We start from the raw sequence: 12,303 nt of genomic DNA, 5'->3' as shown, positions 1-12,303 counted from the left end.
ATGCGAATTATTGGTCATCGTGGTGCGCGTGGCGAAGCGCCCGAAAACACATTAGGTGGATTCCGCTATCTGCATGATTTAGGTGTACGTGCCGTTGAATTTGATGTGCGCCAACTGAAAGATGACCACTTGGTGGTGATTCATGATGAGGACTTTGTACGTACGGCAGGTCGTTCACAACAGGTAGAAAGTAGCACCTTGCTTGAAGCCCAACAATTTGATCATCGACATCAGTGGCAAGCATGGGCCTTTGAAGAATATACTCCTAGTCTGCAACAAGTACTGGATTGCCTCACTGACTTTGAACATATCGAAGTGGAGATTAAGGCAGTTGCAGACGAAGCAGCCGCAGAGCGCTTGATTATACAATTGCAGCATGATTTAAAAGGTTTTGAAGCCACCGCAACCATTACCAGCTTTGATGTCAAAATCCTGTCTGCCCTACAGCAACAACAGAGTTCTTTTAAACGTGGACTACTGGTTGAAATTCCCATTGGTGAATATGCGATCGAGTTAGCGCAGCAGTATGGCTGTTGCCAGATTGGTTGGGGAGATTTATTGGCAACAGATGAAATCATTCAACGGACTCAACAGGCTAATCTTGAGATCAGTGTCTGGACTGTGAATGAAGTTGAACGTGCCAAACATTTACAACAACTCGGCATTCAAGGTCTAATTACCGATATCCCAAGTACCATGTTGCAGTATTTCAAATCATAAAAAGGCGGAAATCATTCCGCCTTTTTATTGTCATTTGCGTTGTGCCTGAATCAAACGCTGCCCTTTGGCATCTAATAAATATAAGTTTGTACCCTCTAACTGAAAGCGTTCAACCCGTTGAATCGCATCCATCAAGTCCGCCTCTTGCGCTAGAGCACGATTACAGCTCTGATGCTGTGCCATCACATCAAAATCCAGTTTACGTTGTGCAAAGTCATATTTATAGCGCCCATAGATATTGTTACAGCCAGTATGACCTGTCACCATCTTTGAGGCCGAGTTAAGCGAGAAACTTGGGTACTGATTAAAGAACAATGCCTTTCTATTCTGGATACTGATGATCTGCCATTCAATATCTTGAACACCATCCACGCTCTTACGCACTTGCATTGTAGGGGGTTGAGCCACTCGCTTAGGTTGTAAGCTATGTTTCTGCACTGGTTTCGGTTGGCTTTGGCAGGCTGCAAGCATGACCGCAGCAGAGAATATTAAAGTTTTGTTAAAAAATGCCTTCAAAGAAAAAATCGGATTTTTCATGGTAATTTGCTCAGACATTGATTTATTTCACCTTTTAATTCATTGATCAAATTTATGAATGAATTCTGTTACTGTTCTTTCGATACAACTGTAGAATAATACTAGTGCTAACTGATTTGGACATGCTAATATCAGTGATAAAATAGCAATATATCGTCATGATTGGTTTTGCTATCTCGTTTAGTTTTATTATCTTGTGCAAACAAGGTTTTTAGGAGCGCTGACGGATATGACTTCCGCCCCACTCAAAAAGGCACCCATCAACTGGACTGCTAGCATTACCTTAATTGGAACACCAATTCTTGCCGCTATTTTAATTCCTTTGTACGCTTATTATTATGATTTTAGTGTAAGTGCGTGGGTAAGCATGATCTTCTTGCTTGCACTCAGCAGCTTGGGAATTACCGCAGGCTATCACCGTCTTTGGGCACACCGTGCTTATGAAGCGGCATTACCGCTTAAAATTTTATTGATGATTGGTGGTACCTTTGCCGTTCAAAACAGTATTTTGTTCTGGGCTTCGGGGCACCGTACGCATCACCGTCATGTCGATGATGTCGACCAAGATCCTTATTCAATCAAACGTGGATTTTGGTATGCTCACCTAGGTTGGATGATCCGCGACCACTCTCCATCAGAACCCGATTTCAAAAATGTCCCTGATTTGCTGAATGATAAACTGGTGATGTTCCAACACAACTACTATGTACCAATGGTGATTGCGGTTCATGTTGGTGTGCTGGGCTTAATTGGTTGGGCAACAGGCGATATCTGGGGCGTCATCTTGCTTGGTGGTTTATTGCGTTTGATCATTAGCCATCATGTCACCTTCTTCATCAACTCGCTTTGCCACATGTGGGGCAAACGTCCGTATACCGATGAAAACACCGCACGTGACAACTTTGTGTTGGCGATCTTCACTTGGGGTGAGGGCTATCACAATTATCACCATATCTTCCAGTACGACTATCGTAATGGGGTGAAATGGTGGCAATATGACCCAACCAAATGGTTGATCTGGACCAGTTCTAAACTCGGTTTGGCAAAAAATCTACGTCGTATTCCAAGCTTTAATATCAAGAAAGCTGAACTTGCGATGAAGTTTAAATATGCTGAACGTGACTTGGCGATTTATGGTCATGATGTCAATACCGACATCGTGCAAATGAAACAACGTATTGCCCAAGAATATGAAGCTTTTACCCATACCTTAAATGATTGGGCAAAGCTGAAAGAACAAGAACTTCACGCGAAGAAAGCCGCGATGGCTGAAAAAATCCATCAGATGGATCACAAACTTAAAGTTGATTTTCAGTTGCTTGAACATCGCTTAAGCCATCATCGTGAATGTTTAGAAACCTTGATGCGCAACATTAAAAAAGCGCCTGTTTCTGAATAACAAATTGCTTCACGAAAATGGTCTCTCAAGAGGCCATTTTTTATGTCTACTCATCCACACGCTCTTCCCGCAACGGCTCACCATTTCATGCTGATATTTGCTATAGTCAAGATTCAGTCCTCTCTGATGTTTCGTTTATGCAATTCAATTCCCGCTATGCTTCGCTTAACCCCAAACTCTATCACCAGCAACAACCAAGTCCGTTGCGTGGTGCTAAAGCAGGCCATTTTAATGAAGCTTTGGCTGATGAGTTGCAATGGAACGAAGAAGATAAAGCCAACTGGGTTGAAATTTGTAGCGGTCAAAAAACTTTTGCTGAATTTCCTCCACTCGCGATGGTCTATGCGGGGCATCAATTTGGACAATGGGCTGGGCAACTCGGTGATGGTCGTGGCCTATTGATCGGGCAAATCCTGAATCGGCAAGGACAAACCATCGACCTTCATCTTAAAGGTGCAGGTTCAACCCCCTACTCACGCATGGGTGATGGCCGAGCAGTCCTACGTTCCGTCATACGTGAATACTTAGCTGGTCATGCATTAAATGCACTGGGTGTTGCATCCAGTCATGCTGTGGGTTTTACCACCTCGACTCAAGGCGTGCAGCGCGAAACCCTTGAGCTCGGTGCAATGCTGTTGCGTACTTCTGAATGTCATATCCGCTTGGGTCATTTTGAGTGGATCAATCAATATGCCCCAGAACTGTTAGCTGAATTCACACAAAAATGTATTGAATGGCATTATCCAGAATGCCTAGAAGCTGAAAATCCGATTCTTGCATTTGCTCAAGCAGTGATTGAGCGCACTGCCATTATGATTGCCAAATGGCAATTGGTGGGCTTTGCACATGGGGTGATGAATACTGACAATCTCAATATTACTGGCTCCACTCTGGATTTTGGTCCATATGGCTTTATGGAACGTTTTCGCCCGAATTGGATAAATAACCATTCCGATTACCAAGGCCGTTATACCTATCAGAATCAACCCAGTATTGGTCATTGGAATCTATGGACGTGGCTGAATAACTTAATTCCATTGGCAACAGCAGAAAATAAAGAACAGTTCAAACTCGATCTAGCAGCATGTTTAGAACGGTTTGAGCCGACCTTCTTACAACATTATGGGCAAGGTCTATGTCAAAAAATGGGGCTGCCAGAGTTTCATAAAGACAGTCTGGATTGTAGTTTTGCCTTTCTCGGAATTTTGCAAACCGAGCAATTGGATTACACCCAAAGTTTTCTGCGTTTACAACAACAGGATTACAAAGCTTTAAGAAATGATTGTATCCATGTGCAGCAGTTCGATGATTTCCTGACCCGCTATCAAAATATCCGACAGCATCAAGATACCGATGCCTTAGATGCGCTGATGCAACAAGTTAATCCACAATATACCCTGCGTAACCATATGGCACAGAAAGCCATTGAGCTTGCGGAGCGTGGTGATTTTAGCGAGGTTGATCGTTTGTTTAAGTTACTGAATCAGCCTTATCAAAAACAGCCTGACTTAGAAACAGAAGCAGATATCTCACCATTGCCAAGTGACATGCCTGAAATTTCTGTCAGTTGTTCATCTTAGCAGAAGAAATCTATGAAAATTGGGCTGATGATTGGATGTGCGATTTTAATCCTGTTATTGGGACTGGCTTACTTCCAGTATGGCAAGTTCATTCCGACATTGGGATCGGTACATCAGCCCCTTTCAGCCCAAGAAATACAAAAGCTCCAACAGAGTAAACCCGTGACCTCAATTGAAGTGTTTAAAAGCCAGCGCATTTTACAATTGAAACATCAACAGGAAGTCATTCGCAGCTATCCAATCCGTTTAGGCTTTGATCCAATCGGACACAAACAGTTTGAAGGTGATGGTAAAACCCCTGAAGGTAGCTATTCAATTGACTGGCGCAATCCACAGAGTGCTTACTATAAATCTTTGCATATCTCTTACCCCAATGTGGATGATATAAGCTATGCCAAACAGCAGGGCCAATCTGCGGGTGGTAATGTGATGATTCACGGTACTGTGCCAACACGAGCCACATCCGTTCCTGCAAGCGCAAGCTATATGCCACGTAAAGACTGGACGCTGGGCTGTATTGCAGTGACCAACTCGGATATGGATGAAATATGGCTATTGGTCTCTGACCATACCCCTATTATTATTCACCCATGATGAGATAACCGTTCAGGTTGGTTTTGCGGATAAAGGCAATGATCAAACTGCACAAGGCTTATGCAGAGGATAAGTTTATCATCTGAAATCAGTCACAGTTCACCGTCACAATACATCACAAGCAATTGTAAAGTAATGTAAAATTTCTCTACTTATAAAAAGCTGATACTTAAGTTATCACCAGAAAAGAAGATAATTTCGACAAAAGCTTTGCGAAACTATCCACATTTTCTGTGGATAACACTGTGGTTATCCACAGGATAAAACTTTTTACCTACTTCATCCTTATTATCTTCAAGACTCATCTTATTTTCAGGCTTTCTACACCAAGAACAAATCATCAGCTAATCCGTGAAAACTGTTCCACATTTTCTTGGATATGAACTGCGACTATAGCAGTGCAAGGCGTTGAAGCGGCACAAGGGACTATAACAGTGCAAGGTCTTGTAACCGCGCAATCGGAGCGAAAGCAACCCAAGCGATATTATCGGATAAGGTAAATGATTTACTCATCTGGATATTCAAAACGATAACCGACACCATATACCGCCTGAATCCATTCATGACGATTTCCTGTATCTGCTGCCTCTGAAATCTTACGGCGCAGGTTTTTAATATGGCTATCAATCACACGGTCTGCCACATCAAAGCTGTCTGGATTGATATGATCGAGCAACTGTGCACGTGAATAGACCTGTCCAAGATGTTCTAAAAACAGCTCTAATAAGCGGAACTCGGTTGGCGTCAAGGTTAGTGCTTTTTGTTGATACCAGATCCGTTGCTGCGCTTTATCAATACGGAATAAATCATTTTGCTCAGGTTCCGCTTTACGTTCTAACCGACGTAATACCGCCTGTACACGGGCAACCAATTCTTTTGGACTAAAAGGCTTACAGATATAATCATCCGCCCCCATGTTCAGCCCCAAAACACGATCAATTTCTTCAGTACGGGCCGTGACCATAATAATGGGTAAGTCAGACTGCTCACGTACTTTACGGCAAATGGTTAGGCCATCCATACGTGGCACCATTAAGTCCAGAATCATGAGACTCGGTTTACGTTGTTGAAACTGGGTATAGGCGTCTTGGCCATCATGAAACATACTGACTTCAAAACCAGCAGCTTCTAAGTAATCACGAACCAACTGTGCCAGTTCAACTTCATCTTCAACCAACATAATATGTTTCATGGTTTTCATCCTATCCATCATCCTCAACACAAGAGGATCTAAAAGTTATTTGATCTGTTTTGGGAAAGTCAGCACACAACGTAATCCACCTAAAGGTGAATGCTCAAAAGTGAGTGAGCCACCTAAGGCTTGTGCCAGTTTACATGATAAAGCCAAACCTAAGCCGGTTCCGCCTGTACTACGGGTACGTGAATCATCAACACGATAGAAACGCTCACCAAGACGTGCCAGTTGCTCATCATTCACACCCAATGGACTGTCATCCACATACATTATCCATTGTTGCTCATCTTGTTGAGTATGAATCTGTATTTTTCCACCTTGTTCCGTGTAACGAACGCAGTTACCTAGCAGATTGACAATAATCTGTTTAAAGCGATCACGGTCTAAAGATAAGGTTGTACCTTCTCCTGACAACATCACCTCAAGCTGGTTTTGCTCAAATGTCGATTTGAAATTTTCGACTTCTTGTACGACCACATCCCATGGATTGACTTCAGCAAAATAGCATTTCAGCTGTTGTGCATCGGCTTGAGCCAGATCAGCCAAATCTTGAGTTAACTTTTTCAAAGTACTGACCTGACGCATCATGGCATTCAGATGCTCAGGCGTGCCTTTACGAATCCCATCCTGCATGGCTTCAATTTGGGCCTGTAATACCGCCAAGGGTGTTTTCAGTTCATGTGACGTATCTGACACCCATTGACGACGAGATTCTTCATGCTGATGTAAAATATCGGCCAAATGATTGAGCTGATTAGACAAATCACCCAACTCATCATTACGCTTAATCATCACCTGATGCTGATAATTACCACGGGTCAATTCTAACGTTGCATTCAATAAGCGTTGAATTGGCTTTTTAAAGTACGTTGCCATCAATAAGGCAGCCACCAAACTTGAGAGCACCGTTAATGCATAGACCAAAAGTAAATAGCGTTTTTGATTACTAAAGAAGTTAATACTGGATGCATCATCCTGATCTAATACAGGTTTTAGTCCTAGATAGCCCACCACCCGATCATCCACAATAATTGGACGGAACGAGATCTGATCCGTGGCGGGTTCACCCACAATAAACTGCTGCTTTTCATCATATAAAGAGAGGCGTGAACTCAAACCCAAACGGTCAGGAATCGAGACAAAACGCTTTTTGCCGTGTTCCATCGAGGTATTTAATTTGCTTTCCTGCCTGTCCTCTTTTCCATCTTTCTTTAAACGGAACTGACTTGGGCTTAAGGGAAAGCGTAGCCCCTCAAAAGGCTGATATTCAGAAGGTAAATTTTGTTTCAGAATTTTGAGTTCTTCATCATTGAAAATCTGCCGATTTCTGATCTCCACATTATTTTGTGCTAAAGAGGGAGACATACTTAACAGGGTATGATCATTAAAATAACGTTGCTGCAAGGCAATATCATACTGACGACGTAACCACCATTGAGACAGTCGATCATAGTCATCTGGCGCCGCTGTGCCTTCAATCTGTAGAATTTGTGCCTGAATTGCATTACCCCAGTCATGATAAACCGTATAGACATTGCCTAGGTTGGCAATCAAACGATCCAGCTTTTGCATTTCCACATCGGCCACATAACGGGCAAAGTTCTTTTGCATGGTCCAATGCAAAACTCCCAGACTGATCGTTGCAATCAGCAAGGTAGTGAGTAATACCGTTAAAAACAGGCGTAAGGCTAAGGGCACGCGACGAACATTCAAAAGCTGGGTCTCAATAGTGTTCTATTTGTGGATTGTAACCAACATGGTCGAAAAAAACTCTCCATTGTTTCTTCATCTTTATTATCTAATCTTTAACCATCACATCTCAACTGATAACGCTGGATAAAACAATGAATAAGACAAAAATCGTATTGATGACCACTCTACTCAGTTCTGTTTTAGGCTTGGCTGCATGTCAATCGACCGCGCCAGCGGAACAATCGATGGATCGTGATCATCACCGCCATAATATGCAACGTGCGCCTCTAACACCAGAACAACGTGCTGAATGGCAAGCCAAACGTGAGCAACGCTTAGAACAACGTGAACAAATGCGTCAGGAACATCAGGCTCAACGTGCGCAGATTGAACAGGCTTGCCAAGGTAAACGTATCGGGGACCGTGTCAATGTTCAATGGAATAATCGTGTCATTCAAGGGACTTGTGAGGTCCGCTTTACCCCAGACAAATCCCAATTCAAGCGTCAAACTAACGCAACCACTTAATCCCCTCTTCCTCATAGGCGCTGTTCAAGCGCCTTTTTTTCATTGAGATAAAAGCTATATTTTTAACTACACAGCTGCTTACGATTTTACCTCTGCAATTTAAGTCAAAATCCAGAAAACCACCTACAATCTACACGCTTAAGCAGATTGAACTATAAACTTTGACTTCGCAGTCACTAAGAAATGACCTGCAAAAGCTTGTACCGAACTATAACTTGTTGCACGATTAGCGTTACCAAATGGTGCTCTTGGGCACATTAAACATTGACTAAGATTATAACTCTGGTTTAACCAGTATTGAGGAACCCGCTATGCCACAATACAAAGCACCCTTACGTGATATGCAGTTCGTATTGCACGAATTATTAAATGCTGAAGCACATTACGCGAAACTTCCTGCATTTCAAGACACAGTAAGCCGTGAATTGGTTGATCAATATTTAGAAGCAGCGGCTGATTTCTGCGAAAACGAACTTTCTCCTTTAAACCAAGTGGGCGACCGCGAAGGTTGTACTTGGAATGACGGCGTTGTAACGACTCCTACAGGCTTTAAAGAAGCGTATCAAAAATATATCGAACTTGGTTTCCCATCTCTTTCTGCTGATGAAGAATTTGGCGGTCAAGCATTACCAAACTCTTTAGGGATTGCGATCTCTGAAATGGTCGGTACAGCTAACTGGTCATGGGGTATGTACCCAGGTCTTTCTCATGGTGCGGTGCGCACGTTAGAACATCACGGTTCTGACGAACAAAAGAACACTTACTTGCCAAACCTTGTTTCTGGTGTTTGGACTGGAACCATGTGCTTAACTGAATCTCATGCAGGTTCTGACCTTGGTATTATCCGTTCTAAAGCTGAACCAAATGCAGATGGCAGTTATGCAATCTCTGGCGAGAAAATCTTTATCTCTGCTGGTGAACATGATATGGCTGAAAACATCATCCATATCGTACTTGCACGTTTACCTGGCGCGCCAAAAGGTACAAAAGGGATTTCATTATTCATCGTGCCTAAATTCCACGTGAATGCTGACGGTTCTATCGGCGAGCGTAATGCGGTTCGTTGTGGTTCGATTGAACACAAAATGGGTATCCATGGTAACGCAACTTGCGTGATCAACTTTGATCAAGCAAAAGGTTACTTGATTGGTCCTGAAAACCGTGGTTTAAACTGTATGTTCACCTTCATGAACACAGCACGTATTGGTACAGCGGTTCAAGGTTTATCTGCATCTGAATCGTCTTTCCAAGGCGCTTTGGCTTATGCGAAAGACCGTTTAGCCATGCGTTCTCTTTCTGGTCCTAAAGCACCTGAAAAAGAAGCTGATCCAATTATCGTTCACCCTGCTGTTCGCAACATGCTTTTAACGCAAAAATCATTTGCTGAAGGTGGTCGTGCACTAGTTTATTTATTGGCTCAATACGCAGACATCGTTGAAAAAGGTGCCACTGAAGAAGAGCGTAAGTTTGCTGACAACATCTTGTCTTTGTTAACGCCAATTGCAAAAGCATTCTTAACTGAAACGGGTTCTGAATCTGCGAAGCACGGTGTACAAGTCTTTGGTGGTCACGGCTTCATTTCTGAACACGGTATGGAGCAAATCGTACGTGATACGCGTATTGCTTGCTTGTACGAAGGTACCACCGAGATTCAAGCGCTTGATTTGTTAGGTCGTAAAGTATTGCAAACTCAAGGTGCAATGTTGAAAGACTTCACCAAGATCATCCATAAATTTGTTGAAGCAAACAAAGACAATGCGGCAATGCAAGAATTCATTGCGCCATTGGCTGCTGCCAACAAAGAATGGGGCGATATCACCATGCAAATCGGTATGCGTGCGATGCAGAATCCAGATGAAGTGGGTGCAGCTGCAGTTGATTACCTCTACTTCGCAGGTTATGTCACGCTTGCTTACTTATGGGCGCGTATGGCACTTGTTGCGCAAGAGAAATTGGCTGAAGGTACGACTGATGTTGACTTCTACAATGCGAAAATCACCACAGCTCGTTTCTACTTCAAGAAGATCTTGCCACGTGTTCGCTCACATGTAGACGTACTTTCAACTGGCGTTGCGCCATTGTTTGAACTTGATGCGGAACACTTCGCTTTCTAAACATAGTTTAGAATGAGATGCAACGTTCATCACAGAAAAAGGACTGGTCAGTTTTGACCGTCCTTTTTTTGTTTAATCAATGCTAAATTGATACCATTCAATTTATTTGTTCGTTTTATTTGATCACTTTGCACATAACACTGTGCCTAGAAGGGAACGATTATGCCAATTTACAATGCGCCTTTAGCAGACATGAAATTCATCTTGAATGATGTATTTAAAGCAGAACAATTCTGGCAGTCTAATGAGAAACTGGCTCATGTAGATGCTGCAACAGCTGAAGCAATTTTAGAAGAAATGGCGAAGTTTGCCCAAAACGTGACACATCCGTTAAACCGTACGGGTGATGAAGAAGGCGCACGTTGGGAAAATGGTGAAGTTTTCACCCCGGCAGGTTTTAAAGAAGCATTCCGTCAATACGCTGAAGGCGGTTGGATCGGCTTAGGTGCGGACGAAGAATGGGGTGGTCAGGCCATGCCAAAAATGCTGACTGTCCTGTCTGATGAGATGTTATTCGCGACCAACCCATCATTCATGCTCTACCCGCTTCTTTCTGTGGGTGCAGGTATGGCTTTAAACAGCTATGCATCACAAGAGCAAAAAGAAACTTATTTACCTAAAATCTACTCTGGTGAATGGTCAGGTACCATGTGCTTAACCGAACCACATGCGGGTACGGATTTAGGGATCATCAAAACTAAAGCTGAACGTAATGAAGATGGTACGTATAACATTACCGGTACTAAAATCTTCATCACTGGCGGTGATAATGACCTCGCTGAGAATATCATTCATCTTGTTCTTGCGAAAACACCGGATGCGCCTGCGGGTTCACGCGGTATTTCGTTATTCATCGTACCGAAATTCTTGGTCAATAAAGATGGTTCTTTAGGTGAGCGTAACCCGGTTGGCCCAGGCTCAATCGAACACAAGATGGGCATCAAAGCCTCTGCAACATGTGTGATGAACTTTGATGGTGCTAAAGGTTACCTCGTAGGTAAAGAAAATGAAGGTCTTGCAGCGATGTTCGTGATGATGAATTACGAACGTTTGTCGATGGGTATTCAAGGTCTTGGGGCTTCTGAATTTGCTTATCAAAATGCAGCACAATATGCGACTGACCGCTTACAAGGTCGTAGCGCGTCTGGCGTTCAATCACCAAACAAGCCAGCGGATAGCATTTTAGTACATGGTGATGTACGTCGTATGTTGCTCAATGTCCGTGCCAACAACGAAGCTTCTCGTGCATTTGCAGTATATGTCGGTCAACAACTGGATATTACCAAATTCTCGACTGATGCTGAAGCCGTGAAGAAAGCCAACGACCGCGTTGCCTTATTAACACCAATTGCAAAAGCGTATTTGACTGACACGGCTTTCCAAGCAACTCTAGATGCACAAATGGTCTTCGGTGGACACGGTTATATCCGTGAATGGGGTATGGAACAATGTATCCGTGACCTTCGTATTGCTCAAATTTACGAAGGAACCAACGGCGTTCAATCTCAAGATTTAATTGGTCGTAAAACCATTAAATGTGGTGGTGCATTCATCGCAGAATACATCACAGAGATTCGTGACTTTGCCAATGATTTAGATACGGACTTGAACTTTATTAAAGATGCAACTTTAGACGCAGCCACTGAAATCGAAGCGATCACGCAGTTCATTATTGAGCAAGCAGCTGAAAACGTAGATTTCCCAAATGCTGCTGCGGTTGATTACCTACATGCAGTCGGCCTACTCAGCTTCGCCTATATGTTTGCGAAAATTGCTGCCGCGGCTAAAGACAAGTCTGGTGATTTCTACCAAAACAAACTGGCTTTGGCACAATATTTTGTAGACCGTATCCTGCCTGAAATTGATGCGCGTTTAGCGAAGATCAAAGCGGGTTCTGACTTGATCATGAACTTCAGCGAAGATTACTTCACCAATCAAGCTTAAT

General features: G+C 43.1%; 10 protein-coding genes. 7 read left to right on the top strand and 3 right to left on the bottom strand.

Annotated elements, in window-relative coordinates:
• Positions 1 to 720 (top strand): glycerophosphodiester phosphodiesterase, encoded by a 720-nt coding sequence (locus NQU59_RS06590; RefSeq protein ID WP_043971026.1) that lies wholly within the window; start codon positions 1 to 3, stop codon positions 718 to 720.
• 30 nt (positions 721 to 750) lie between these two features.
• On the opposite strand, the gene NQU59_RS06585 is transcribed toward NQU59_RS06590, so the two are convergent.
• A complete protein-coding gene (locus NQU59_RS06585; protein ID WP_005244211.1) occupies positions 751 to 1,275 on the bottom strand; it encodes an META domain-containing protein in 525 nt (174 codons plus the stop codon).
• 211 nt (positions 1,276 to 1,486) lie between these two features.
• Here NQU59_RS06585 and NQU59_RS06580 point away from each other — a divergent pair, with 211 nt between their 5' ends.
• The 3 genes from NQU59_RS06580 (at position 1,487) to NQU59_RS06570 (ending at position 4,830) form a co-directional block, all read left to right on the top strand.
• A complete protein-coding gene (locus NQU59_RS06580) occupies positions 1,487 to 2,656 on the top strand; it encodes an acyl-CoA desaturase (RefSeq protein ID WP_005244213.1) in 1,170 nt (389 codons plus the stop codon).
• Positions 2,657 to 2,793: 137 nt separating this feature from the next.
• The gene (locus NQU59_RS06575) at positions 2,794 to 4,236 is read left to right on the top strand and encodes a protein adenylyltransferase SelO (RefSeq protein ID WP_257065363.1); all 1,443 of its coding nucleotides are present in this window, start codon (positions 2,794 to 2,796) and stop codon (positions 4,234 to 4,236) included.
• Positions 4,237 to 4,248: 12 nt separating this feature from the next.
• On the top strand, positions 4,249 to 4,830 hold the full coding sequence (locus NQU59_RS06570; protein WP_257065362.1) for a L,D-transpeptidase family protein: 582 nt from the start codon (positions 4,249 to 4,251) through the stop codon (positions 4,828 to 4,830).
• A 505-nt stretch (positions 4,831 to 5,335) separates the two neighbouring features.
• On the opposite strand, the gene NQU59_RS06565 is transcribed toward NQU59_RS06570, so the two are convergent.
• Both NQU59_RS06565 and baeS read right to left on the bottom strand, forming a co-directional pair.
• A complete protein-coding gene (locus NQU59_RS06565; protein ID WP_004652437.1) occupies positions 5,336 to 6,022 on the bottom strand; it encodes a response regulator in 687 nt (228 codons plus the stop codon).
• A 45-nt stretch (positions 6,023 to 6,067) separates the two neighbouring features.
• The gene (gene baeS / locus NQU59_RS06560; RefSeq protein ID WP_043971030.1) at positions 6,068 to 7,738 is read right to left on the bottom strand and encodes a sensor histidine kinase efflux regulator BaeS; all 1,671 of its coding nucleotides are present in this window, start codon (positions 7,736 to 7,738) and stop codon (positions 6,068 to 6,070) included.
• 131 nt (positions 7,739 to 7,869) lie between these two features.
• On the opposite strand from baeS, the gene NQU59_RS06555 reads away from it, so the two are divergent.
• The 3 genes from NQU59_RS06555 (at position 7,870) to NQU59_RS06545 (ending at position 12,302) form a co-directional block, all read left to right on the top strand.
• On the top strand, positions 7,870 to 8,244 hold the full coding sequence (locus NQU59_RS06555; protein ID WP_005244222.1) for a hypothetical protein: 375 nt from the start codon (positions 7,870 to 7,872) through the stop codon (positions 8,242 to 8,244).
• Between the two features lie 311 nt (positions 8,245 to 8,555).
• On the top strand, positions 8,556 to 10,358 hold the full coding sequence (locus NQU59_RS06550; RefSeq protein ID WP_005244225.1) for an acyl-CoA dehydrogenase C-terminal domain-containing protein: 1,803 nt from the start codon (positions 8,556 to 8,558) through the stop codon (positions 10,356 to 10,358).
• Positions 10,359 to 10,520: 162 nt separating this feature from the next.
• A complete protein-coding gene (locus NQU59_RS06545) occupies positions 10,521 to 12,302 on the top strand; it encodes an acyl-CoA dehydrogenase C-terminal domain-containing protein (RefSeq protein WP_005244226.1) in 1,782 nt (593 codons plus the stop codon).
• Position 12,303 lies beyond the last annotated feature (1 nt).

Origin of the sequence: Acinetobacter colistiniresistens (genome assembly GCF_024582815.1) — a bacterium.
Taxonomy (GTDB): Bacteria; Pseudomonadota; Gammaproteobacteria; order Pseudomonadales; family Moraxellaceae; genus Acinetobacter.
Note: the sequence above shows the minus strand (reverse complement) of the source record. Positions and strands in the feature narration are given on the sequence as shown.